This is a genomic window from Pseudomonas sp. FSL R10-1350, assembly GCF_009600525.1.
Lineage (GTDB): Bacteria > Pseudomonadota > Gammaproteobacteria > Pseudomonadales > Pseudomonadaceae > Aquipseudomonas > Aquipseudomonas helleri.
In genome coordinates this window covers 1-24,228 of record NZ_WIVR01000060.1, presented here as the reverse complement: position 1 = coordinate 24,228, position 24,228 = coordinate 1, and the positions used below count along the sequence as shown (strand labels likewise).

18 protein-coding genes and 1 pseudogene are annotated in these 24,228 nt (G+C 61.2%); 18 read left to right on the top strand and 1 reads right to left on the bottom strand.

What is annotated here, in order from left to right; translation table 11 throughout:
• Nucleotides 1–3 precede the first annotated feature (3 nt).
• The 15 genes and pseudogenes from tssB to GHO25_RS20740 all read left to right on the top strand — a co-directional run bounded on the left by tssB (nucleotide 4) and on the right by GHO25_RS20740 (nucleotide 18,566).
• On the top strand, nucleotides 4–510 hold the full coding sequence (gene tssB / locus GHO25_RS20810) for a type VI secretion system contractile sheath small subunit (RefSeq protein WP_153392149.1): 507 nt from the start codon (nucleotides 4–6) through the stop codon (nucleotides 508–510).
• 28 nt (nucleotides 511–538) lie between these two features.
• Nucleotides 539–2,014, top strand: a complete 1,476-nt coding sequence (tssC, locus tag GHO25_RS20805; protein WP_048367750.1) for a type VI secretion system contractile sheath large subunit — start codon at nucleotides 539–541, stop codon at nucleotides 2,012–2,014.
• 12 nt (nucleotides 2,015–2,026) lie between these two features.
• Nucleotides 2,027–2,437: a type VI secretion system baseplate subunit TssE gene (gene tssE, locus GHO25_RS20800; RefSeq protein ID WP_153392147.1), complete on the top strand. Its 411-nt coding sequence runs from the start codon at nucleotides 2,027–2,029 to the stop codon at nucleotides 2,435–2,437.
• A gap of 74 nt (nucleotides 2,438–2,511) precedes the next feature.
• Nucleotides 2,512–4,293, top strand: coding sequence for a type VI secretion system baseplate subunit TssF (tssF, locus tag GHO25_RS20795; protein ID WP_178110171.1), 1,782 nt, complete (start codon nucleotides 2,512–2,514; stop codon nucleotides 4,291–4,293).
• Nucleotides 4,257–5,261: a type VI secretion system baseplate subunit TssG gene (gene tssG, locus GHO25_RS20790; protein WP_048367746.1), complete on the top strand. Its 1,005-nt coding sequence runs from the start codon at nucleotides 4,257–4,259 to the stop codon at nucleotides 5,259–5,261. Before tssF ends, tssG begins: the two co-directional genes overlap by 37 nt.
• A gap of 6 nt (nucleotides 5,262–5,267) precedes the next feature.
• Nucleotides 5,268–7,874, top strand: coding sequence for a type VI secretion system ATPase TssH (gene tssH, locus GHO25_RS20785; protein ID WP_178110170.1), 2,607 nt, complete (start codon nucleotides 5,268–5,270; stop codon nucleotides 7,872–7,874).
• A gap of 10 nt (nucleotides 7,875–7,884) precedes the next feature.
• On the top strand, nucleotides 7,885–9,393 hold the full coding sequence (locus GHO25_RS20780) for a sigma 54-interacting transcriptional regulator (protein ID WP_153392140.1): 1,509 nt from the start codon (nucleotides 7,885–7,887) through the stop codon (nucleotides 9,391–9,393).
• A 37-nt stretch (nucleotides 9,394–9,430) separates the two neighbouring features.
• A complete protein-coding gene (locus GHO25_RS20775; RefSeq protein ID WP_048367741.1) occupies nucleotides 9,431–9,571 on the top strand; it encodes a hypothetical protein in 141 nt (46 codons plus the stop codon).
• A 17-nt stretch (nucleotides 9,572–9,588) separates the two neighbouring features.
• The gene (tagH, locus tag GHO25_RS20770; protein WP_153392137.1) at nucleotides 9,589–10,788 is read left to right on the top strand and encodes a type VI secretion system-associated FHA domain protein TagH; all 1,200 of its coding nucleotides are present in this window, start codon (nucleotides 9,589–9,591) and stop codon (nucleotides 10,786–10,788) included.
• A gap of 5 nt (nucleotides 10,789–10,793) precedes the next feature.
• Nucleotides 10,794–11,291 (top strand): type VI secretion system lipoprotein TssJ, encoded by a 498-nt coding sequence (gene tssJ, locus GHO25_RS20765; protein WP_153392135.1) that lies wholly within the window; start codon nucleotides 10,794–10,796, stop codon nucleotides 11,289–11,291.
• A 2-nt stretch (nucleotides 11,292–11,293) separates the two neighbouring features.
• Nucleotides 11,294–12,625: a type VI secretion system baseplate subunit TssK gene (gene tssK, locus GHO25_RS20760; RefSeq protein ID WP_153392133.1), complete on the top strand. Its 1,332-nt coding sequence runs from the start codon at nucleotides 11,294–11,296 to the stop codon at nucleotides 12,623–12,625.
• A gap of 5 nt (nucleotides 12,626–12,630) precedes the next feature.
• Entirely contained in the window at nucleotides 12,631–13,500 is an 870-nt protein-coding gene (gene icmH, locus GHO25_RS20755; protein ID WP_048367738.1) for a type IVB secretion system protein IcmH/DotU, read from the top strand.
• Between the two features lie 13 nt (nucleotides 13,501–13,513).
• Nucleotides 13,514–16,996, top strand: coding sequence for a type VI secretion system membrane subunit TssM (tssM, locus tag GHO25_RS20750; RefSeq protein WP_153392131.1), 3,483 nt, complete (start codon nucleotides 13,514–13,516; stop codon nucleotides 16,994–16,996).
• A pseudogene (locus tag GHO25_RS20745) lies at nucleotides 16,996–17,724 on the top strand (PP2C family serine/threonine-protein phosphatase). The gene tssM and the pseudogene GHO25_RS20745 overlap by 1 nt, the downstream one beginning before the upstream one ends.
• Nucleotides 17,721–18,566: a serine/threonine-protein kinase gene (locus GHO25_RS20740; protein ID WP_153392128.1), complete on the top strand. Its 846-nt coding sequence runs from the start codon at nucleotides 17,721–17,723 to the stop codon at nucleotides 18,564–18,566. Before GHO25_RS20745 ends, GHO25_RS20740 begins: the two are co-directional and overlap by 4 nt.
• A gap of 439 nt (nucleotides 18,567–19,005) precedes the next feature.
• On the opposite strand, the gene GHO25_RS20735 is transcribed toward GHO25_RS20740, so the two are convergent.
• Nucleotides 19,006–21,714, bottom strand: coding sequence for a LuxR C-terminal-related transcriptional regulator (locus GHO25_RS20735; RefSeq protein WP_153392126.1), 2,709 nt, complete (start codon nucleotides 21,712–21,714; stop codon nucleotides 19,006–19,008).
• Between the two features lie 201 nt (nucleotides 21,715–21,915).
• Here GHO25_RS20735 and GHO25_RS20730 point away from each other — a divergent pair, with 201 nt between their 5' ends.
• The 3 genes from GHO25_RS20730 to GHO25_RS20720 form a co-directional block, all read left to right on the top strand.
• Entirely contained in the window at nucleotides 21,916–22,878 is a 963-nt protein-coding gene (locus tag GHO25_RS20730) for a thiamine pyrophosphate-dependent dehydrogenase E1 component subunit alpha (RefSeq protein ID WP_153392123.1), read from the top strand.
• Between the two features lie 11 nt (nucleotides 22,879–22,889).
• Nucleotides 22,890–23,909, top strand: a complete 1,020-nt coding sequence (locus tag GHO25_RS20725) for an alpha-ketoacid dehydrogenase subunit beta (RefSeq protein WP_048367731.1) — start codon at nucleotides 22,890–22,892, stop codon at nucleotides 23,907–23,909.
• Nucleotides 23,910–23,911: 2 nt separating this feature from the next.
• On the top strand, nucleotides 23,912–24,228 hold a 317-nt coding region (locus GHO25_RS20720; RefSeq protein WP_306108775.1), incomplete at its 3' end, for a biotin/lipoyl-containing protein.

Here is a 24,228-nt window from a genome sequence, read left to right as displayed (position 1 = left end):
ATCATGGCCAAAGAAAGCTCGGTAGCCCCCAAGGAACGGATCAACATCACGTTCAAACCCGCGACTGGCGGGGCTCAAGAAGAGATCGAACTGCCTTTGAAGCTGTTGGTGATGGGTGACTATATCCAGCGCTTTGACGGGCGAAAGCTTGAAGACCGCAAGCCTATTGCCATCGACAAAATGACCTTCGATGAAGTGCTTTCCAAGCAAGGGCTGGAGCTGGCCCTGAATGTGCCCAACCGCTTGCACGGCGAAGACAGCACCGATGAGCTGGCGATTGCGCTGCGCGTCAGCGCGATGAAGGACTTCAACCCGGCGAGCCTGGTGGAGCAAATCCCTGAACTGAAAAAACTGATGGAGCTGCGTGATGCCCTGGTCGCACTTAAAGGCCCATTGGGCAACGCGCCGAGCTTTCGCAAGGCGATTGAAGGCGTCCTGGCCGACGACGTCTCACGCGCTCGGATACTGAGCGAACTGGATCTGCTTGTCGCTCCGGCAACGGACGTTTGAGCCCCCCATCAGTCAAGGAAGCCACACAATGAGCAGCAGCGCCGCACAACTTAAAGACGATAAAAGCACTTCTTACAGCGTTCTGGACGACATCATCGCGCAAACCCGACTCACACCCGAAGACGACGCCTATGGCATCGCCAAGCGCGGCGTAGCGGCGTTTATCGAAGAACTGCTGAAACCGCAAAACCAGGGCGAGCCGGTCAAAAAAGCCCTGGTTGATCGCATGATTGCCGAGATTGACGCCAAGCTCAGCAACCAGATGGACGAAATCCTCCACCACCCGTCCTTCCAGTCGCTGGAGTCCGCGTGGCGTGGCTTGCAGTTGTTGGTTGATCGCACCAACTTTCGCGAAAACATCAAGATCGAAATCCTCAACGTCTCGAAAGAAGACCTGCTGGACGACTTCGAAGACTCGCCCGAGGTCATGCAATCGGGCCTCTATAAACATGTGTACACCGCTGAATACGGGCAGTTCGGTGGTGAGCCGGTGGGCGCCATCATCGCCAACTACTTCATGACCCCAAGCTCGCCGGACGTCAAATTGATGCAGTACGTGTCCAGCGTTTCGTGCATGTCCCACGCGCCATTCATTGCCGCCGCCGGGCCGAAGTTTTTCGGCCTCGAAAGCTTTACTGGCATGCCAAACCTTAAAGACCTGAAAGACCACTTCTGCGGCCCGCAATTTGCCAAATGGCAGAGCTTTCGCGAGTCCGAAGATTCGCGCTACATGGCGCTGACCGTGCCGCGCTTCTTGCTGCGCAACCCGTATGACCCAGAAGAAAACCCGGTCAAGTCGTTCGTTTATAAAGAAACCGTTGCCAACAGCCACGAGCACTACCTGTGGGGCAACACCGCCTACACCTTCGCTTCCAGGCTCACCGACAGTTTTGCCAAGTTCCGCTGGTGCCCGAACATCATCGGCCCGCAAAGCGGCGGCGCGGTTGAAGACCTGCCCCTGCACCACTTCGAAAGCATGGGCGAAATCGAAACCAAGATCCCCACCGAAGTCCTGGTCTCTGACCGCCGTGAATACGAACTGGCCGAGGAAGGTTTCATCTCCCTGACCATGCGCAAAGGCAGCGACAACGCCGCGTTCTTCTCGGCCAACTCGGTACAAAAGCCCAAGTTCTTCGGCATCAGCGCTGAAGGCAAGAACGCCGAGCTGAACTACAAACTCGGCACCCAACTGCCTTACATGATGATCGTCAACCGCCTAGCGCATTACCTCAAAGTATTGCAACGCGAGCAGTTGGGTTCGTGGAAAGAGCGTACCGACCTGGAGCTTGAGCTCAACAAGTGGATCCGTCAGTACGTTGCCGACCAGGAAAACCCTGCCGCCGAAGTCCGTGGCCGTCGCCCTTTGCGTGCCGCCCATATCACCGTCAGCGACGTTGAAGGCGAGCCTGGCTGGTACCGCGTCAGCCTGAACGTGCGCCCGCACTTCAAGTACATGGGGGCTGACTTCACCTTGTCGCTGGTCGGCAAGATGGAAAAAGAGTAACGGGAGGCGGGCATGAGCGCATATGGCAGCCTTTTTGAACGCCTGGCGGGCGATGTGGATAAACGCCGGGGCTTGAGCCCCGTTGCCTGCGCCCAGGCGTCCGTGGCTGCCCACTTGGCAAAAATGCTCAGCACCCGGGCGGGCAGCGTGCAAACGCTGCCCGACTACGGCCTGCCCGATTTGAACAACATGCGTTTGAGCCTGCATGACGCGCTGACCCAAGCGCGCGCGGCCATCGAAGTATTTATTGAACGTTATGAACCGCGTCTGAGCCAGGTCCGCGTCAGCGCCTTGCCCCGAGACGGCGACCCGCTGCGGCTCGCCTTCAGTCTCGACGGCTGGCTGGACGTGGCGGGCACCAAGCGTCAGGTCAGTTTCACCGCGCACCTGGATGGCAGTGGTCAGGTCAGGGTCGGGACTTAAAGCCCGGCACGCGTGACGTTCAACCCCTATGTGTTTCCCGTATTTCGTGCCGTCGACAACTAACAGGTAGCGCCGTGTCCTTTAACCATTACTACCAAAGCGAACTCACTGCATTGCGCCAGTTGGGCAGCCGCTTCGCTGAGCGTAGTCCTGCGTTGGCGCCATTTTTGGGCCAGGCCGGGCGTGATCCTGACGTCGAGCGGTTGCTTGAAGGGTTTGCTTTTTTAACCGGGCGCTTGCGCCAGAAGCTGGACGATGAGCTCCCCGAACTGAGCCATTCGCTGATGCACCTGCTATGGCCCAATTACATGCGGCCACTGCCGGCATTCAGCCTGTTGCAGTTCGACCCGCTGGACCGTCCGGGCCCGGCGCTGCGGGTCGAGCGCGAAACACGGGTGGCGAGCAAGCCGATTGACGGCGTGAGTTGCCAGTTCAGAACCTGCTACCCGACAGACGTGCTGCCATTGGCCCTGGTTGAGCTCAAACACTCGGTCAACGCCCAAGGCACGCTGCTCAGCCTGCGTTTGAACATGACCTGTGACGGTCATTTGGGCGAGCTGGCGCTGAGCCGTTTGCGCTTGCACCTGGCGGGTGAGCGCTACGTCAGCCAAATGCTCTACCTCGGCTTGTTGCGCCATCTGCACGGCGTCACCGTAGTGCCGCTCGATGGCAACGGCAAAGCTCTGGAGGCCGACGAAAACCCGGCGTTCACCCTGGCGCCCACTTGCATACAGCCGGTGGGGTTTGCCGAGGAAGAAGCCTTGATCCCTTACCCGCTAAACACCTTTCGCGGCTACCGCTACTTGCAGGAATACTTCGCCTTTCAGGACAAGTTTCTGTTCGTTGACCTCAGCGGTCTGGAGCGCCTGAGCACGCTGCCTGAAGACACCCTCAAGCAGGTGCGCGGTCTGGAGTTGCGCTTTGATATTCGCCAGAGCAACGCCCAGCGCCTGCGCCCGACGCTGGACAACGTGAAGCTCTATTGCACGCCCATCGTCAACCTGTTCCAGCACGACGCCATGCCCGTGCGTCTGGACGGTAAACAGGACGAATACCTGCTGATGCCCTCACGGCTGGCGCTCGAACACTGCGCGGTGTTCTCGGTAGACAGCGTGACCGGCTGGCGCGTCGACGGCACGGGCTCCCAGCGGTATGTGCCGTTCGAATCATTCGAACACGACCCCAGTTTTGATGTGGCCGTCGAGCAAACGCATTACAGCGTTCGCCAGCGCACGGCGTTGCTGCATGAAGGGCTCGACACCTACCTCAGTTTTGGCACCCGCCAGCCCGAGGCGGGCGAAACCCTGTCCATTGAGCTGACGTGCACCAATCAGAACCTGCCCCGGCGCCTTGGCCAGGGCGATATCTGCCTGCCCTGCGAAGGGACGCGCGAGTTTCTGGTGTTTCGCAACATCGGGCCGGTGACGCCCAGCTACGCACCGCCGCTCAACCGTGACTTTCTCTGGAAGCTGATCAGCAACATGTCACTCAACTACCTGTCGCTGGTCAACGTGGATGCCCTGAAGGTGATCCTCGAAACCTACGACTTGCCGCGCTACTACGACGAACACGCCGAGCGTGTCAGTAAAAACCTGCTCAACGGCCTCAAGTCGATCCGCCATGAACACGTTGACCGCCTGCACCGCGGCTTGCCGCTGCGTGGTCTGCGCACCGAACTGACCGTTGATACCCAGGGCTATGTCGGCGATGGCGACCTGTTTGTATTTGCCTCGGTGCTCAACGAGTTTTTCGCGCTTTACGCCAGCCTCAATTCGTATCACGAACTGCGGGTCCACAGCACACAGGGAGAGACCTACCAATGGACACCCCGCATGGGCCTGCAGCCCCTGCTCTGAGCGTGTTGGCGCGCACTGTCCGGGAGTACTCGCTATTTCAGGCCGTGCTGCTGGTCATCGACCGCCTGCGTGACGGCAACACCGACATCAGCGAAGACGAGCTCTACGACCGGGTGGAGTTTGTGGCCAACCCGAGCCTGGGGTTTCCGGGCTGCGACGTTGATGCGGTGGAGTTCTTTGTCGAGCACGGGCAACGCCGTGCGCGGCTGCGTTTCAACCTGATGGGCCTGGTAGGTTCCGCGTCGCCGTTGCCGGCGTTTTATGGCGAGCAAGCGCTGGGCGACGGCGACGCGCAGAACACCACACGGCAGTTTCTGGACCTGTTCAACCACCGCTTGCAACGGCTGCTGCTGCCCATCTGGCGCAAGTACCGCTATCGCGCCCGATTCGAAAGTGGCGCCAATGATCCGTTTTCCAGCCACTTGTTTGCCCTCATCGGGCTGGGTGGCCAGACCATCCGCGACGCTCAAGAGCTGAACTGGAAGCGCCTGTTGCCCTACCTCGGCTTGTTGAGTTTGCGCGCACATTCGGCCGCCCTGATCGAGTCCGTGCTGCGTTACTACTTCAAGCACGCCGAATTGACGATTGAGCAGTGCATCGAGCGCCGCGTCGAGATTCTCCAGGAACAGCGCAACGCCCTTGGGCGCGGCAATCATCAACTGAGTGAAAGCCTGGTGCTGGGCGAGCGCGTTCGCGATTGCAGCGGCAAGTTTCGCATCCACATCCGCCAACTGAGTTGGGACCGTTTTCATGAACTTCTGCCGATCGGCACGGGGTATCAGCCGCTGTGTGCGCTGGTGCGCTTCACCCTGCGTGATCCGCTGGAGTACGACATCCGGCTGGTGCTGCGCCACGAAGAAATCCGTGAGCTGCGCATTGCCGAGCACAACCCCTGCCGACTCGGATGGACCAGTTGGCTGGGCCGCGAATACGCGGACGGCGTCGTCACCCTGGGTAAAGCACATTAAGGAGCAATGGCCATGATCAACGTAGACCTGCAACAACTGATACAGGCACTCGACGCCGACACCCGGCGCGACCTTGAGGGCAGTGCCGAACGCTGTGTAGCACGTGGCGCGAGCCAGGTATTGGTAGAAGACCTGCTGCTGCAACTGCTGGAGCGACCGCAAGGCTTGCTCGCACGTGCGCTGCAAGACGCCGCCATCGATGCGGGCCACTTGAGCGCTGCCTTGCAGCCGCGCAGTGAAAACAGCGCCTCACGCAACCCGGTGTTTGCGCCGGAACTGGTGCAATGGCTGCAAGATGCGCTGCTGGTGGCCAGCCTTGAACTGGGGCAGACCCAGATTGATCAGGCCGCCTTGATCCTCGCCTTGTTGCGCAACCCGCTGCGTTATGCCGGGAGCGGCTATCAAACCCTGCTGGCCCAGCTCGATATCGAACGCCTCAAAGGCTTTGCCCTGTCGCAACAAGCACAACCCGCCAGCGATCGCGCTCCTGCGTCGGGCGAGGCGTTATTGCCGCGCTTTACCCACAACCTGACGGAGCAGGCGCGGGCCGGGAAACTTGACCCGGTGTTGTGCCGCGATGACGCCATCCGCCAGATGATCGACATCCTCGCCCGCAGGCGCAAAAACAACCCGATTGTGGTGGGCGAAGCCGGTGTGGGTAAAACCGCTATCGTCGAAGGCCTGGCCTCGCGCATCGCCGCCGGTGAAGTGCCGCCGGTGCTGCTCGGGGTTGAATTGCTGTCGCTGGACATGGGCCTGCTGCAAGCCGGGGCCAGCGTTAAAGGTGAATTCGAACGCCGCCTCAAAGGCGTCATCGACGAAGTCAAAGCCTCGCCCAAGCCGATCATTCTGTTTATCGACGAAGCCCACACCTTGATCGGCGCCGGTGGCAACGCAGGAGGGTCCGATGCGGCCAACCTGCTCAAGCCCGCATTGGCCCGTGGCGAGTTGCGCACCATTGCCGCCACCACGTGGGGTGAGTACAAAAAATACTTCGAAAAAGACCCGGCGCTGGCTCGGCGTTTTCAGCCGGTGCAACTGCATGAGCCTACCGTCACTGAGGCGGTGACCATCCTGCGTGGTCTGGCCCACGTGTATGAAAAGAGCCATGGTATTTATTTGCGTGACGACGCGGTGGTGGCCGCCGCGCAATTGTCAGCCCGTTATCTGGCCGGTCGCCAGCTCCCGGACAAAGCCGTCGATGTGCTCGATACCGCCTGCGCCCGCGTGCGCATCAGCTTGGCCGCCGCGCCGCAAAAGCTTGAGCAACTGCGCGGTGAACTGGCTGAAGGCGGGCGCCAACGTCAGGCCATGCGCCGTGATGCCGAAGCCGGTTTGTTGATTGATCACGCGCAGCTGCTGACGCTGGAAGCGCGCTTGATCGAAGCCGAAAGCGAGCAGCTTGCCCTTGAAGCACGCTGGGTTGAGCAACGCACCTTGGCCGAACGCTTGCTGGCGCTGCGCCAACAACTGGCTCAGGCCCGTGAGGCCAGCGAACCGAACTTTGACCCTGACAACGAGCAAAGCGTGCCCTCACTTGAGGCCCAGCTCAACCTCACCCACGCGGCCCTGAGCGAAGCCCACGGCCTTGAACGGCTGGTCAGTTTTGAAGTGTGCCCGCGTCTGGTCGCAGAAGTCATCAGCGCCTGGACCGGCGTGCCCGTGTCGCAATTGGCCCGCGAGCACAGCGCCAAGGTCAGCAGTTTCGGCGCCGATTTAAGCGCGCGTATTCGTGGGCAAGACCAGGCCATTCATGCGCTGGATCGCTCCATGCGTGCCACGGCGGCGGGCCTCAACAAACCCGATGCGCCGGTGGGGGTGTTCCTGCTGGTGGGCCCGAGCGGCGTCGGCAAAACCGAAACGGCCCTGGTTCTGGCCGACCTGCTGTACGGCGGCGAGCGCTTTATCACCACCATTAACATGTCCGAGTTCCAGGAAAAACACACCGTCTCGCGGTTGATCGGCGCACCGCCGGGTTACGTCGGTTATGGCGAAGGCGGCATGTTGACCGAGGCCGTACGGCAAAAACCGTATTCCGTGGTGCTGCTGGACGAGGTCGAAAAGGCCGACCCGGATGTACTCAACCTGTTCTATCAAATCTTCGACAAAGGTGTGGCCAACGATGGTGAAGGGCGCGAGATCGACTTTCGCAACACCCTGATCCTGATGACCTCCAACCTCGCCAGCGACCGCATCAACGCCTTGTGCGCCAACGGTGCGCGGCCGAGTGCCGAAGACCTTGAACAGAGCATTCGTCCGGTGCTCAGTAACCACTTTAAACCCGCCTTGCTGGCGCGCATGCGCGTGGTGCCGTACTACCCGGTCAGCGGGCCGGTGCTGCGTGAACTCATTGAAATCAAACTTCAACGCCTGGGTGAGCGTCTGCAACGGCGGCAACTTTCGTTCAGCCACTGCCAGCGTCTGGTCGACCATTTGGCTGAGCGCTGCACCCAAAGCGACAGCGGTGCGCGACTCATCGACTACTTGCTCGACACCCATGTCCTGCCGCTGATAGCCGACCGCTTGCTGGACGCCATGGCCAACGCGCAAACCCTCAAGAGCGTGCACGTCACCCTCGACCCGCAGGCCCATGTGCTGTGTGAGTTTGCTTAAGGTGGAGCCGATGTTTGTTCACGTAGCGGACCCTCTGGCGTATGCCGAGTCGTTGCTCCAGCACTTTGCCAGCGTGGCGCGCTGCACTGATAGCGCCGGTGTGGTCGGTCAGTGCGTGCGTGCCGTGGCCCAACTCAGTGGCTGTGAATTGAGCCAGCTGTATGTGCTCGATGCCACGCACAAGCGACTGGAACTGACTGCAGAATGGCTCGACGGGCTTGTGCAACCGCCCCGCGAACAAGGGTTGCCAACAGATTACGCAGGCCAGCACCTGTTGCAGTTTGCCGTGTGCCAGAATCGGGTTGTGAGTGTCGATGACCTCAGCGACGGGCTGTATGACATCGGCTTTTTGCCCAGCCAGGGCCTGCCGTGGCGGGCGTTGCTGTGTGTACCACTGCTCAATGCGCAGCAGTCGGTTGCCGGCGTGTTGCTGGTCGCCAGTCGTCAAGCGCTTGAGCTGTTGGCTTATGCGCCTTCTGTTGGTGTCTTCGGCACTTTTGTCGGGGCGCAGTTGCGTTTGCATCAGCAGGACGCCACCTCGGTAATGCCCACAGACCTGACTGGCAGCACGAGCGGGCTGATCGGCAAAAGCCGGGCCATGCGCCAGACGTATCACCTGATCAACAAAGTGCTGAACAGCCCCTACACCGTGCTGCTGATGGGCGAAACCGGCACCGGCAAAGAAGTCGTCGCCCGGGCGATTCATGACGGCAGCTCACGCCGTGACCGGCCCTTTATCGTGCAGAACTGCGCGGCCTTCCCGGAGGCCCTGCTGGAAAGCGAGCTGTTCGGTTATCGCAAAGGTGCCTTTACCGGTGCCAACCGTGACCGCGCCGGGCTGTTTGACAGTGCCAACGGCGGCACTTTGCTGCTGGACGAAATCGGTGACATGCCGCTGTCGTTGCAAGCCAAGTTATTGCGCGTGTTGCAGGAGGGCGAGATCCGCCCCTTGGGCTCAAATCACACGCATAAAATCGATGTGCGAATCATCGCCGCCACCCATCGCGATCTGGCGCAATTGGTCAGCCAGGGGCTGTTTCGCGAAGACCTGTATTACCGCCTCGCACAATTCCCCATCACCTTGCCGGCCTTGCGTCAGCGCGAGGGCGACATCCTCGATCTGGCCCGACATTTTGCCGCGCAGACCTGCGCGTTTTTACAGCGCCAGCCGCTGCTCTGGTCCGAGCCGGTGCTGGAGCAACTGGCGAGCTACGCCTTCCCCGGCAACGTGCGCGAGCTTAAAGGGCTGGTGGAGCGGGCGGTGTTGCTGTGCGAAGGCACTGAATTGCGCCCGGAACATTTCTCGCTGTTGCGCGATGCCTCCACCGATGCCGCCACCCTCAATTTGCGCGAGCGTCTGGAGCAGGTTGAGCGGGTTTTGCTGCTCGACTGCCTGCGCAAAAACGCCGGTAACCAGACCCGCGCTGCCCATGAGTTGGGCGTCGCCCGGCGCACGCTGCTGTACCGCCTGGAGCGCCTGAATATCCGTTTGGACGATCTAAAAAGGAAGGCCTCGTGAGCCCCTTTCATTCTTTGTGCCTGTGGAGACTCTCCTGATGACTGCTCGTCTCTGGTGCGCCGTGTTGCTGACTGTCGCCGTGCTTTGCGGTGCCAGTGGGTGCAGCGCCAATTACAAATTCAACGACAACAGCTATCGCCCATTGGGTGATCCGCAAGCGGTCAATCGCGGTAAGTGACCGTAAGGAGCCACACTATGGAACTGGTATTCGACCTGCTCGACACACGGTCGCGGGACGCTGCGCAGGTGATGCGCAAAACCTTCACCGAGCAAGGCGGCAGCATCGGGCGCAATGCGGCCTGCGAGTGGGTGCTCGTGGACAGCACACGCAGCGTCTCCAATTACCACGCGCACATCAGCTATCGGGACGGCACGTTTTTCTTCACTGACACCAGCACCAACGGCAGTCGCTGCAACCGCTCCGAGGCCTGGCTGAACAAGGGCCAGGCGCAGCGCATTGAACATGGCGACGTGTTTTACATCGGTGACTTCCAGTTGCGTGCGCAACTGGAGCACGAGCTGCAAGCGATGCTGGAGCAGGTTGGGCGCCCTCAACCGGCGGGCAGCATCATCCCCGATGATGCTTTTTTGGCCATGGACCCGCTCGACCCGATCAAAATACCCGCGGCTGTCTTTGCCGTGCTGGAGGATCCGGAGCCACGCCCCGGCCAGCCAACAGACTGGGAGCAGCGTGTCGACTTCGCCCGGATCGACTACGAAAACCTGCGGGTCCCGCATCTGATCGAAGCCCCGAAGGCGCCACTGCCCGAGCCGATTGCGGCCATGGGACCACCCAGTGACGAGGCCTTTTGGCTGGCGTTTGGTGCGGTGCTGGGCGTTGACCTTGCGCAGCAATCACGTGAAGACCGCGAAGCGCTGGCGCTCAAGGCCGCGCATTTGCTCATGCACAGCATCGGCGGTTTACAACAAAGCCTGTGGACCCGCAGCGAGCTTAAAAACCAGCTGCGACTGGCCCGCACCGCCGCCCCGGACACCCGGCAAAACCCGCTCACCTCCAGCCAGGATGCCACCGAAGCATTAGGCCTGTTGCTGGCCCCGAAAAAGCCCCACCAGCCCTCGGCCGAGCAGGTGGTCGGGCGTGCCTTTCGGGATGTACAGGCGCATCAGGTCGCGCTGTTGAGCGCCAGCCGTGCCGCAATCCGCAGCAGTCTTGAGCACTTCTCCCCGCAGCAATTGGTCTTGCGCTTTGAGCGTGATGGCTATCAGCCGTGGCTCAAGACATCGGCCAGCCGCTGGCGGGCCTTCAGTCGCTATCACCAGGCCCTGCAACAGGACGATGACTGGTGTGAGCGCGTGCTGGCGCGTGATTTTGCTCAGGCCTACGACGTGCAAGTGCGCATGATTTCCACCCTCCACAATGACCCTCAAGGATGATGCGCATGTCGCGTAGTACCCCCTTTTATCGCAACGTTCTGCTGGCACTGACGGTGTGGCTGCTGGGCGGATGCTCGGCGTTGTCGCCGTACTCCAGCCTGACCAAGCTCGACCTGACGTTAAGCGCCAGTGATCAGGTCAACCTCGACCTCAACGGCCGCCCGTCGCCGCTGGTGGTTCGGTTGCTGGAACTCAAACACCCGGTTGCCTTTGAGAACGCCGATTTCTTCAGCCTGTACGAGCGGCCCAAAGCCTCGCTTTCACCGGATCTGGTCACCAGTGAAGAGCTGGAGGTGCGCCCCGGCGAGACCGTCGACCTCAAGCTAAGCGTCGAGCCCGGCAGCCGCTATGTCGCGGTGCTGGCCGCGTATCGAGACCTGCCGCAAACGCAATGGCGCTATGTAGTGCCGCTGGCTGCCGGCGAACTGACCACGGCCCACTTGGTACTCGATCAGGCGGGCATTCATAACGCCGCCCGGGCCTCTGCACAGGCGGATGATTGAGTATGAATGCACACAAAGTTATCTGGCGCGAAGGCATGTTGCTGCGCCCGCAACACTTCCAACAAAGCGACCGTTATTACCACCACCAAATGAAAGCCCGCACCCAGTTACTGGGCCGCTACACCTGGGGCTTTCTGGGGCTGGACATCGACATGCAGTTTCTCAATATGGGCAAACTGGTGATCAGCCAGGCGGCGGGTGTGTTGCCGGACGGTAGCCTGTTTGAGCTGAGCGGCAGCACCCAGGCACTGGTCCTCGATGTGCCGCGCCACACCGCCAACACGGCGGTTTACCTGGCCTTGCCTCTGGTCACCGGCAATCACATTGAAACCCGCCGTGTGGACCAGGCCGATGTGCTGGCGCGCTACACCGCGTTCGACATCGAAGTGTCCGACTCAAACGCCGGTGACGACGCCAGCAGCCAGGTCAGTTGCGCCCGCCCGGATTTTCGTCTGGTGCTGGGCGAGCAACAGAATGATCAAGCCTGCATCAAGTTGCAGGTGTGCCAGATCCTCGACACCACCTCAGACGGCGTGATCCGTCTGGATGAGCAATTTGTGCCGACCTTTATCCACGCCCACGCGTCGGGCTATGTACTGTCGTGCCTCAAAGAAGTCATCAGCATGATCGCCAATCGCGGCGAGGCGCTGGCGCAGCGCATCAGCTCCAATGGCAAGGTCGGCGGGGCAGAGGTCGGTGACTTCATGATGCTCCAGCTGATCAACCGCACCGAACTGGTGTTGCGCCACTATTTGAGCCTTGAGCACCTGCACCCCGAAGAGCTGTATTGCGCGTTGCTGGCGATGCTCGGCGACCTGGCGACCTTTGGCAGCGAGAGCAAACGCCCGCAGGTGCGCAGCGCCTACCAGCACAGCAATCAGGGCGAAAGTTTTCGCAGCTTGATGGACTCGATTCGCCAGGTGCTGTCGATGGTGCTGGAGCAACACGCCATGGAACTGGTGTTGGAAAGCCGTCAGTACGGCGTGCTGGTGTCGCCATTAACCGACCACGCATTGCTCGCCACCACCTCGTTTGTGCTCGCCGCCCAGGCCCATTGCGACAGCGAAGAACTGCGCCATCGCTTACCCGCGCACCTCAAGGTCGGGGCCGTCGAAAACATCCGCCAACTGGTCAACCTGCACCTGCCGGGCTTCAAGGTCAAACCCTTGCCGGTGGCACCCCGGCAGATCCCGTTTCACTCCAACAAGACCTATTTCATCCTCGAACTGGGCAGCGAAGAGCTTGCGCAACTGGAGCGCTCCGGTGGCTTTGCCTTCCATGTCTCGGGCGAGTTTTCAGCGCTTGAACTGCAATTTTGGGCCATCAGGAACTGACCGCCATGCGTACGGATTCACAACACCCAACAGATGACAGCACGGTGATGGTTTTTCGCGATGGCCACACGCCTGCGACCGCAGCCCTGACCGACGTGCAGGCCCCGCCAAAAATCGAGCAACTTGCCGAGCGCATGATCTATTCGGCGCGGGTAAAACCTGCCGACGCGTTCAGCGTCAGTGTTAACCCGCTGGTGGCTGCGGCCAGTGAAGTGCTGTCGTTCGTGGTGCACATCAAGCACAGCACCTCGCCAGACACGTTGGTGGGCCTGCACGGGCAGCTCACCGCCGCCATCAAGGCGTTTGAGGCCAATGCCCTGTGCCGGGGCGTTGACAGCCAACACATGATGAAAGCCCGTTACGTGCTGTGCACGGTGGTCGACGAGGCCGTGGTGACCACCCGCTGGGGCAAGGAAAGCGAGTGGTCGCAGCAGAGCCTGCTGAGCAGCTTTCACAACGAAACCTTTGGCGGCGAGAAGGTCTTTCAGGTGCTCGACCAGCTGTGCAAAGACCCGGTGTACAACCTCTCGCTGCTGGAGCTGATTTACCTGTGCCTGGCCTTGGGCTTTGAAGGCAAGTTCCGCGTCATCGAGCGCGGCATTCATGAACTCGACGGCATTCGTGATGCGCTGTACCGGCAGATCCGGCACTTGCGCGGGGACGTCCCGCGTGAGCTTTCACCGCACTGGCAAGGGCTCAAGTCACACCGCCACCGCCTGACCCGCATCGTGCCGGGGTGGTTGCTCGCGACCTTCACGGCGGGATGCCTGGTGGTCATGTTTTCGGGCTTTGCCTGGGTTTTGGGCGAGCAGCGCGACGTCGTTTTGCAGCCGTATCAACAGCTCGACACTCCGGTTGTACGAGCGCAGTTGTAATTAGGGATAGGTCATGAAAAACGTGTTTAAAAAGGTCGGTGCCTTTGTGTGCCAGACCTGGGTGTGGACGCTGTTACTGCTGCTGTCGATTGCCCTGCTGGTGTGGTGGGTGGGGCCGCTGTTGGCGGTCAATGAGCATAAATTCTGGGCGGACGCCACGGCGCGGCTGTTGACCATCAGTGCGCTGTGCCTGATCTGGGGCCTGACCATGGTCTTTGTCAGTTGGCGGGCCGGGGTGCGTAAAAAAGAGGCCGAAGACAACGACGTCGGCCAAGAGCGCGAGCGCCGTGAAGCGCTGATCAATGCCAGCCATAAAGAACTGCGCGCACGCTTCAAAGACGCGTTGCGTACACTCAAAACCTCCAGCGTGTACCGAGGTCGCAGCGAGCGCTGGCGCGATGAACTGCCTTGGTACGTGCTGATCGGCCCCAAGGGCAGCGGCAAAACCAGCTTGCTGGATTTTTCGGGGCTGGATTTTCCGCTCAACAAAATTGATCGCAAGCTCACCCGTGACACCAGCGGCACCCGTGATTGCGATTGGTATTTTGCTGAAAACGGCGTGTTGATCGACACCGCCGGGCGCTTCCTCACCCAAGACGCCACCCACGCCGATGCCAACGGCTGGCGCACCTTGCTCGACCTGTTGCGCAAGCGCCGACGCGAGCGCCCGCTCAATGGTGTGCTGGTGACCTTGCCGGTTGATGCGCTGTTTTCCACCGATGAAACCCGTTTGTCTGACCTGGCCGAACAGGTTCGCCTGCGTCTGCAAGAACTGCATCAAACCTTGCACATCGAGGTGCCGGTGTATCTGGTGCTGAGCCAGGCCGACAAACTGATGGGCTTCACCGAGTTCTTTGAACAACTGAGCCGCGAAGAGAGCGACCAGGTGTTTGGTGCCAGCTTTGGTGAAGGGCAGAGCGGTGCCGATGTGGCCTTGCTGCGCGCCGAGTTCGAAGCGTTGTTGGGGCGACTCAACAGCCAGGTCATCACGCGCATGCACCAAGAGCGCGACAGTCTGCGACGCGGGCGCATTCTCGATTTTCCGCATCAACTGGGCAGCATTGGCGAGCGGTTGTGCCTGTTTGTCGACATGGCATTCACCGGCAATCGTTACCAGCGTGCCAGCCCGCTGCGCGGCTTTTACCTGACCAGCTCGCCTCACGTTAAACAAAAACTGAACCCGACCACTGCCGATGTCGGTGCACGGCTGGACATGAAAGCCCAGGTGCTGCCGACCTTGCACAGTGGCCGCTCGCACTTTGTTCATCACCTGTTAAGCCGGGTTATTTTCCCCGAGGCAGAACTGGCGGGGCTGGATAAACGCGAGCGTCGGCGCCTGCACTGGGGTCAGCGCGGCATGTACGTGGGCGCGCTGGCGGTACTCGGTGGCGTAGGTCTGCTGTGGACAGCAAGCTTTTCGGCCAACCATGAGCGGCTGGACACACTGCGCGAACTGGCCCAGCAATCAAACCGGCAGCGCTCACTGTTGAGCCCGCGTGATGATGCCCGGGCCATTATTGGCACGCTCGACACGCAGTACGCCGCGACACGGGTGTTCCCGTCGCTGATTGACGTGTCGCTGCATGAACGCACGGGTTTGTATCAGGGCGGCGTCAGCCACCCGGTGGTGACCCAGGCCTACGAGCGCGAGCTTCAGGCGCAGTTGCTGCCCCGTGTGGCTCAGCAACTTGAAAGCCAGATCCGCGCTAACCTCAACAACCGCGACCGCCTGCTCAACAGCGTGCGCGCGTACCTGATGCTGGGCATGCCCGAGCGCCGCGACAATGCCTGGCTCAAAGCGTGGGTGGCCACCGACTGGTCAGCGCGCTACCCCGGTAATAGCGCCGTGCAGAATGGGCTCAACCAGCACTTTGGTCGGTTGCTCGGCCTCACGCTCAACTACCCGCTCAACGACACTTTGATCGCCCAGGCACGTCAGGCCTTGCGCAGTGAGTCGCTGGCCTCAGTGGTGTATCGCATGTTGCGCGAGCAGGCGCACACCTTGGCACCGTACAGCTTTGATCAGCATCTGGGGCCGCAAGGTGGCGTGTTCAGCGGCGCGGGTTATGTGATCCCGGGGTTCTACACCCAACAAGGCTACAAGCAGTATTTTTCGGTGCAGGGCGCGACGCTGGTCAGTGACATCCTGCGTGACAACTGGGTACTGGGTGAGGGCAACACCCTCAGCGCCATGGACCTGCGCAAGCTGATGGTTGAACTTGAGCAACTGTACTTTCGTGATTACGCCACGCACTGGAGCGAAGCGGTCGGGCAGTTGGCGCTACAGCCTTTCAACACCGCCCGTGAAGGCGCCGAGCAGTTTGCCGGGCTGACCTCGGCCAACTCTGCGGTGCTGCATTTGCTGCTCCAAGTGCGAGAAAACACGCGCTTCCCAAGCGTGGCCGAGGCCCTTGAAACCCTGCCCGAGGCAGCCGAAAAAGCCACTCAAGCCCTGGATGCTGTAGCGGCAAACGTACCGGATACCGCCAAAAAAGCTTTGCAGCGCCGCTTCGAGCCTTTGCACCGTTTGCTGGATGAAAACGACGGCCCGGCCGCAGACCTTATTCCTGCCTTGCAGGGGCTCAACGACGTGCAACTGCAACTGGCCGGCCTGGCCCGTGCCAGCACACCGGACCAGGCCGCCTTCGACATGGCCGCGTCGCGCATGACCGGCCAGCGTGATGCCCTGAGCCAACTGCGTCAGGCGTCGCAACGCTTGCCGAGCCCGCTCAACGGGTGGTTCAACGGGGTGACTGAGCACACCTGGCGTCTGGTGCTCAGCGACACGTATCAATTTATCAACCAGCGCTATCAGCGCGAGTTGTACGGCTTTTACGTGCGGGCGATCAAACAGCGTTATCCGTTTAACGCCCATAGCCACAGCGACGTGGCCCTGAATGATTTCCGCGAGTTCTTCCGTGGGCAAGGCATCAGTGATCGCTTTTTCGACACCTACATGCGGCCTTTTGTTAGCGGTGAAGCGGGTAATTACCGTCTGCGCAGCATGGATGGGCAAGGCTTGCCGATGGCCAGAACCTACCTGGATCAAATGGCCGCGGTGCACGTCATTCGTCAAAGCTTCTTTGCGCAAAACCCGGCAGAGCCGCAGGTGCAGTTTACCCTCGAACCCTACAACCTGGACTCCAGCGTTAGCCGCTCCGAGTTCCGCTTTGGCAACCAGTCCATCGAATACCGGCATGGCCCGATCGTTCCGGTGACCTTGCAGTGGCCCACTGAAGCCGAAAACGGCCGCACCAGCCTGGTCATGGAAAAAACCGTCGGGCGCCCGGTCGGCTTCGAAAAAAGCACCGGGCCCTGGTCGTTGTTCCGTTTGCTGGATCTGATGCAAACCGACTACCTGAGCGGGCGCGATGTGATGGTGCTCAAGGCCGATGTGGGCGGGTTACGCGCCAATTACCTGTTGATGAGCCAACGCACGCCCAACCCGTTTGATATGGACGTGCTGCGCAGCTTCCGTCTGACCGAGCAACTGTGATGGCGCCAGCACTGCCATGGCGCAGCGCGGCGTGCACCGATCAGGGCAAGGTCCGTGAGCGCAATGAAGACGCCATTCTCGATTGCCCACAGCAAGGGCTGTGGGCCGTGGCCGATGGCATGGGCGGCCATCGGGCGGGCGACATCGCCAGCCAGATGATCGTCACCAGCCTGGGGGAGCTGACCCAGGCGCAGACCTTCGATCAGCGCCTGGACGCCGTGCGCCAGTGCCTGCATTGGCTCAACCGGCGCATGGGCCAGGAACTCACCGTCAGCGATCAACATGCTGACAACCTGATGGGCAGCACCGTGGTCGCGTTGCTGCTGGAGGGCTAGCGGGGCGCCTGTGTCTGGGCGGGCGACAGCCGTTGCTACCTGTGGCGTGGGCGGCAGTTGTACCAACTGTCGCGGGACCATTCGTTGCAGCAACAACTGATGGATGAGCACGCCATGAGCAGCGAGCAGGCGCTCGCCCAACCCGGCGCCCGTGCGCTGACCCGCGCCATTGGTGCCAGCGAGCATTTGAACTTGAGCGTGGTCGAGCTTGAAGTGCTGCCCGACGATGTGTTTTTGCTGTGCAGCGATGGCTTGTACCAGAACCTCAGCCACAGCGAGATGGGCAACGCGCTGAGCCTGATCTCGCCGCAGGTGGCGCTGGCGCGGTTGTTTGACGGCGTGCTGCGCGGTGATGCGCGCGACAACATCAGCGCCGTGGTGATCCGCCAATGAGCGCACTGCCAACCGTGCTCGGCGGGCGTTACTGCATCGAGCGCTTGTTGGGCGCGGGTGGCATGGGCACGGTGTATCGGGCGCGTGACCTGCTTCAGGAACAGTTCGGTGACCCGCAGCCTTACGTCGCCCTGAAAGTGCTCAGCGAAGCCTATGAACAGTCACCGGATGCCAGCGCCTTGCTCTTCAACGAGTACGCGCTGATGCGCCATTTGCACCATCCCAACGTGCTGCGTATCTACAGCTTTGACGTCGATACGACGCACCAGCGGGTGTTTATGGTGATGGAGTTATTGCGCGGCCCGACCCTGGACCGTTTGTTGTGCGAGCGCCCGTTGGGGTTGGGGTGGTCTGCGTTACAGGAGATCGCCTTGCCGCTGCTCGATGCTGTGGCGCACGCCCATGAGCGCGGCGTGCTGCACGGCGACCTCAAGCCGAGCAATGTATTGCTGAGCGAAGACGGCGTGCGCTTGTTCGACTTTGGCCTTGGCCAGGCGCAGGCCGGAACGCTGGACGGCTTGGCGCCGGTCAGCCGAAGCCGCATCAACGCCTGGACACCGGGGTACGCCGCGCCTGAAATCCTTGAAGGTGCGGCGTTGACCTGCGTTGCCGACGTGTATGCGCTGGGGTGTTTGCTGTATGAACTGGCCAGCGGCAAACACCCGTTCAACCGACAGCCCGCAAGCCGCACGCGTCTCAAACGCCCAAAAAACCTGCCCCGCCACGCCTGGCGCGCCGTGCGCAAAGCCCTGGCATTAGACCCAACCAAACGCACCATTAGCGCCGCCCAATTGCGAACAGCCCTGGCAACCCAACCCGGTTTTTTCGCAAAACTCTTGTAGTCGCTGCCGAGGAACGAAGGCTGCGATGCGGGCCCGGACAGCCGCTTGGGGTCGCTGCGCACCCCATCGCAGCCTCATGCATCGGCAGCGACTACAGGGCTTAACCGGCTTTTGTAGCAGCTGCCGAGCCTGCGAGGCTGCGTCCGGCGACGAAGTCGTCGTAAAACCAGCTAACGCGGTGTGTCAGGCAAACGGAGTTTTCTGCATTGACGATCGCTGCGCACCCCATCGCAGCCTCATGCTTCGGCAGCGACTACAGGGCTCAACCGGCTTTTGTAGTCGCTGACGAGCGTGCGAGGCTGCGTCCGGCGACGGAGTCGTCGTAAAACCAGCTAATGCGGTGTGTCAGTTAAACGGAGTTTTCTGCGTTGACGATCGCTGCGCAATCGGACGTAGCCTTGCAGGCTCGGCAACTGCTACGGGATTTTCGGCGACCCTTTTACCCCAACAAACACAACTTCTGCGCCCGCGTGATCGCTTGTATGCGGCTGGTGACGTGCAATTTGCTGAACAGGTTTTTCAGGTGCCATTTCACGGTCTCTGCCGAGATGTCGAGGCTGCGGGCGATTTCTTTGTTGGCCTGGCCTTGGGCAATCAAACGCAAAATCTGCAACTCGCGCTCACTCAAACTCGGCTCGCGGCTGTCGAGGTCTTCGTTGCCAATCCGTGGGTCGAGGTTTTCCTGCAGGCCGCGCAGGTATTGCGCAATCTCACCGCGAACCGTTTTCACCGTGGCTTCAAGCAGCGCCGGCATGGCGTCACCGGCATCCAGCACACTGCGTCGCAAATCTTGCCGACACGCCAGGTTAAGCAGCGGTTGCAAGGTGTTGACGGCGCCCGCCTGATCGCTTGGCCATAACGCACACGCCAGCGCAGCGCGGCTGCGGGCGGCGCGCAACAGTTGGCCCTGACGCTCGTCGTCTTGCAGCAGGGCTTGCCACAGGGTAGCCGCCAGGCTCCAGTTTTTTTGCGCCGCGGCGATATGGCAGTGCGCTTCAGTGCGGGCACGGGTGATCTCGGCATGCGCCCGCTGCGGGTCCAGCGCCTCGAACTGCGCCTGTAACTCCAACGCCTGCGGCAGTTGCTCACTCGCCAGGTGAATGCGTATTTCCTCTACCAGCAGCCAGGCTTGCAACCGGGGCCAGCGGCGCAGGGTTGCCAGTTGCTGCGCATGCTCCAGCAGGTAGCGCGCCTGGGTCGGTTCGCCCATCAGCAACGCCCGGCGGGCCAGGCTGGCGTAGGCGCCAAACAGCGCGTCCAGTGGGGCGTTGGCGTCGATCTGGCTCAAACGCGGCGTCACCAGCGTTTGCAGCGCTTGCCACTCACCGCGCTCGTACAGCACCTCACCCAAGAGTGCCGCCAGCGTCGCGCTGCCACTCGATTGCGGGCCGGTGAGGTCTTCGGTCGGGGTCAGCGCCAAGCGGTAATACTGCTCGGCGCTGTGCAAATCGGCTTGGCGAAAGTGGCTCAGCCCCAGCACAAAAGCACGGTAAACCGTCACAAAGAGATTGTGCGAGGGTGTGGTCGGGCACGGCATATGGCGCTGCACCGCTTGCGCCTGAGGGAAATGGCCCTGGGTCATGTAGCCATAACTGAGGATGTTGCAGATCAGCCCGTCAACCCAGGTATCGCCGCACGGCACCTGCGCCAGCAACGGCTCAACGCGCTCGATGCTTTGGCTGATATTTTCAGCGAAGGCCTCGGTAATGGCGCCGATCACCTGGTATTTGATGGTCAGCCGCGAGCAAGGCTGCGGCGTGCTGAACAGTGGCCGTAAGCTGTCGAGCAAACCCCTGGAAGCAGCGAAATGAAAGTGATGGCCCAACGCCCACGCGAGGTTCAGTTGCAGGTCGATGCGCTGCTGGTCCAAGGGCAGGCTGGCGATCTCGGGCATCTGCTGCAACCAGCGCACCAGCGTCTCGACATCGCCTTCTTCGGCCAGCGATTGCGCGCCTTGATGGGCGCAATCGCTGCGGCTGCCCAGTTGCCCCGCGGCCAACGCATGGCGAATCGCTTCGGCCCAGTACTGGTGTTTGGCCAGCCAGTTGCTGGCGCGCTCATGCAGGTGCACCACGTCAATATCGCTGTGCTGCAAGCGCTCGCTCAGGGTCTCGACAAACAGGGCGTGGTAACGAAACCAGTGGCCCTGGCTGTCCAGCGAAAACAAAAACAGATTGTGCCGTTCAATCTCGGCCAGCATGTCATCCGCGTCGTCGTGCTCTGTCACGGCATTGCACAGCGACGGCGTCAGGCGCCCGAGTATCGAGGTCTTTAACAAAAATTCTTGTAAGCGCACCGGCAGCGGTGCCAGCACCACGTCGTACAAATACCGGCCGATCTGCCGACTGCCCAGGTGCATGCGGTTGAGGTTGCGCAACGGATCGCTGGGCGCCAATGCGGCCATTTGAATCCCGGTGATCCAGCCTTCCGTCAGGCTCAGGACCCGCTGCAATTCGGTCGCAGGGAAGCGCTGGGGGTTGGCGCTGGCCAGATAGCTTTGGGTTTCTTCGACGTTGAAACGCAGGGCGTTGGTGTCGATTTCAAGCAACTGATTGTGCGCCTGCAAACGGCTCAGCGGCAGCGCCGGAACACTGCGGCTGCCCACCAGTAAGTGGAAACAGTCGGGGGCATGCTGCAGCAACTGCTCAAGGTCGCTGACGATGCCGGGGTGGTTGAGCAGGTGCAGGTCATCGAGCACCAGATACAGGGCGTTTTGCCGGGGCTGCATCAGGTTGATCAGCTCGCGGATAAACCGGCTGTCGGCCAGCGCGAGGCTCTCGGTCAGGGCCGCCACCGGCTCCAGCGGTTCGCCACTGGCCTGGCTCAGGGCGGCCAGCACATAGCGGCGAAAGGTCTGCGGGGTGTTGTCCTGCTGATCCAGGCTGAGCCACGCCACGCTGTGGCCCTGCTCCAGCAAATGCTGGCGCCACTGCCCCAGCAACGTGGTTTTACCAAACCCGGCGGGCCCGCACACCAGCGCCATGCAGCGCTCTTGCATCAGGCTGACTTTTTCCAACAGGCGTGTCCGTGCCAGCACCGTACGCGCCGAGCGCGGCGGTACCAGTTTGGTGCCGATCAGCGGTAAGCCGTGGTCAAGACCAAAGGCCGTGTGGCGCTCGATCGGGTTGGAAAAATTGGCCTGGGTCATTGTTGTTATACATCCCTCTAGCGTTTGGATGACGCCGTCCCTGGGGGGCTCAAGAGTACCCCCCGGGGGAGTGAGTGGCGCCCCCCCATCCGGGTAGTTATGGCTGCGACTTTAGACTCTTACCGTAAGGGAACGCCATCGTCGATCACTACAAGGTGTTCGATAAACCCAATAAAAAAGCCAAGACAAGAGGGCGAACCCATGTCGCTTAGCAAGTCAGAACTGCTCAAGGCCTACCGCAAAATGCGCGAAATTCGCGTGTTCGAAGAACGCCTCCATCAAGAGAACACAACGGGTGATATCCCCGGTTTTATTCACCTTTACTGCGGTGAAGAGGCCATTGCGGTGGGGGTGTGCGAGAACCTCAAAGACACCGATTACATCGGCTCCACTCACCGTGGTCACGGCCATTGCATTGCAAAAGGTTGCGACATTCACGGGATGATGGCAGAAATTTTTGGCAAGGATTCTGGTCTGTGCCGAGGCAAGGGCGGCTCGATGCACATCGCCGATTTGAGCAAAGGCATGCTCGGCGCCAACGCCATTGTCGGTGGCGCGCCACCCCTGGCCATCGGTGCGGCTCTGACGGCAAAAACCTTGGGTAACGGCGGCGTGGCCGTGTCGTTCACCGGTGATGGCGGTTCTAACCAGGGCCTGGTGTTCGAAGCCATGAACATGGCCGTGGTGCTGCAACTGCCGGTCATCTTCATGTTTGAAAACAACGGTTTCGGCGAAGCCACCGGCCACGACTATGCGGTGGGTGGGCGCAACATTACCCAGCGCGCGGCAGGCTTCGGCATGCCGGCGGTCAAGGTGGATGGCACGGACTTCTTTGCGGTGTACGAGGCGGTGAGCGAGGCCGTCGAGCGGGCGCGCAACGGTGGCGGCCCGACCGCCATCGAAGCCATTGCCCATCGCTGGTACGGGCACTTTGAAGGTGACCCGATGCTGTATCGCGCAGACGGCGAAGTCGAGCGTCTGCGCCATGAAAGCGACCCTTTGAAAATCTTCAGTCAACACGTTGCCGGTCAAATCTCCCCAGAAGAACTGCAAGCCATCGACGACGAGGTCACGGCCTTGGTTGATGACGCCGTGGCCAAGGCCCGCGCAGCTGAGTTCCCTGCGGTAGAAAACCTGCTGACCGACGTTTACGTGTCTTACTGAGGAGTTGAACCATGGCAATTCGTACTTATCGTGAAGCGGTCAAAGAAGCCCTGGCTCAAGAAATGGCGCTCGATGATCGTGTGGTGCTGATCGGCGAAGACGTGTGCGGCGGTCAGGCCGGTACTGCCGAAGTGGGCAGCAAGGGCGAAGCGTTCGGCGGCGTGCTGGGCGTGACCAAAGGCCTGTGGACCGAGTTCGGATCCTCGCGGGTGATCGACACCCCGATCACCGAGTCGGCGATTATCGGCATGGCGGCGGGCGCGGCCATGACCGGGCTGCGGCCAGTGGCCGAGCTGATGTTCATGGACTTTTTCGGCGTGTGCCACGACATGCTCTACAACCAGGCGGCCAAGTTTCGCTACATGTTCGGCGGCAAGGCCAAAGCGCCGATGGTGGTGCGCGGCATGATCGGTGCGGGCTTCTCGGCAGCGGCGCAACACTCGCAGTCGCCGTACCATATTTTTGCCACCACGCCGGGCCTCAAGGTAGTGGTGCCGTCGACGCCTTACGACGTCAAAGGCTTGTTGATCCAGGCGATCCGCGACGACGACCCGGTGGTGTTCTGTGAACACAAAGCGCTTTACGACATCAAGGGCGAAGTGCCTGAAGAGCCCTACACCATCCCGTTCGGCGTGGCCAATTACACACGTGAAGGCACCGACGTGACCATCATCGCGCTGGCGGCCATGGTCCACAAAGCCAACCAGGTGGCCGACAAACTGGCCGCCGAAGGCATCTCGGTTGAAGTGGTCGACCCGCGCACCGTGTCGCCGCTGGACGAAGACGGCATTCTGGAATCCGTGACCTCCACTGGCCGCGTCGTCATTGTCGATGAGTCGGCGGCGCGCCTGGGCTTTGCCCACGACCTGGCCGCCCTGATCGCCACCAAAGCGTTCTACCAGCTCAAGGCGCCGATCATCATGGTCACGCCGCCCCACACGCCCGTACCGTTTTCGCCGGTGCTGGAACAGGCGTGGATCCCGAGTGTCGACCGCATCGAGGCCGCCGTACGCAAAGTGATGGAGGCCTGACCATGAGCGAGATCAAAATCATCGAGGTGCCTAAATGGGGCCTGTCGATGGAAGAGGGCACCCTGAACAACTGGCTGATTGAAGAGGGTGACAGCTTCAAACAGCATCAGGAACTGTGCGACATCGAGACCAGCAAAATCTCCAACGTGCTGGAAGCGCCGTTCGACGGTGTGCTGCGGCGTAAAGTGGCGCAGCCGGGGCAAACCTTGCCGGTGGGCGGGTTGCTGGGCGTGGTGGCCGATGCGTCGGTGAGCGATGCCGAGATTGACGCTTTTATCGCCCAGCGGGGCGTGGCTCCAGCCGCTGCGCCAGAGCAACC

Coding starts and splice junctions, on each gene's coding strand:
- tssJ (WP_153392135.1), top strand. CDS start 10,794: ATGTCGCGTAGTACCCCCTTTTATCGCAACGTTCTGCTGGCACTGACG.
- tssK (WP_153392133.1), top strand. CDS start 11,294: ATGAATGCACACAAAGTTATCTGGCGCGAAGGCATGTTGCTGCGCCCG.
- tssM (WP_153392131.1), top strand. CDS start 13,514: ATGAAAAACGTGTTTAAAAAGGTCGGTGCCTTTGTGTGCCAGACCTGG.
- GHO25_RS20725 (WP_048367731.1), top strand. CDS start 22,890: ATGGCAATTCGTACTTATCGTGAAGCGGTCAAAGAAGCCCTGGCTCAA.
- GHO25_RS20775 (WP_048367741.1), top strand. CDS start 9,431: ATGACTGCTCGTCTCTGGTGCGCCGTGTTGCTGACTGTCGCCGTGCTT.
- tssB (WP_153392149.1), top strand. CDS start 4: ATGGCCAAAGAAAGCTCGGTAGCCCCCAAGGAACGGATCAACATCACG.
- icmH (WP_048367738.1), top strand. CDS start 12,631: ATGCGTACGGATTCACAACACCCAACAGATGACAGCACGGTGATGGTT.
- GHO25_RS20735 (WP_153392126.1), bottom strand. CDS start 21,714: ATGACCCAGGCCAATTTTTCCAACCCGATCGAGCGCCACACGGCCTTT.
- tssG (WP_048367746.1), top strand. CDS start 4,257: ATGGACACCCCGCATGGGCCTGCAGCCCCTGCTCTGAGCGTGTTGGCG.
- tssE (WP_153392147.1), top strand. CDS start 2,027: ATGAGCGCATATGGCAGCCTTTTTGAACGCCTGGCGGGCGATGTGGAT.
- tssH (WP_178110170.1), top strand. CDS start 5,268: ATGGCCATGATCAACGTAGACCTGCAACAACTGATACAGGCACTCGAC.
- tssC (WP_048367750.1), top strand. CDS start 539: ATGAGCAGCAGCGCCGCACAACTTAAAGACGATAAAAGCACTTCTTAC.
- GHO25_RS20730 (WP_153392123.1), top strand. CDS start 21,916: ATGTCGCTTAGCAAGTCAGAACTGCTCAAGGCCTACCGCAAAATGCGC.
- tagH (WP_153392137.1), top strand. CDS start 9,589: ATGGAACTGGTATTCGACCTGCTCGACACACGGTCGCGGGACGCTGCG.
- GHO25_RS20740 (WP_153392128.1), top strand. CDS start 17,721: ATGAGCGCACTGCCAACCGTGCTCGGCGGGCGTTACTGCATCGAGCGC.
- GHO25_RS20780 (WP_153392140.1), top strand. CDS start 7,885: ATGTTTGTTCACGTAGCGGACCCTCTGGCGTATGCCGAGTCGTTGCTC.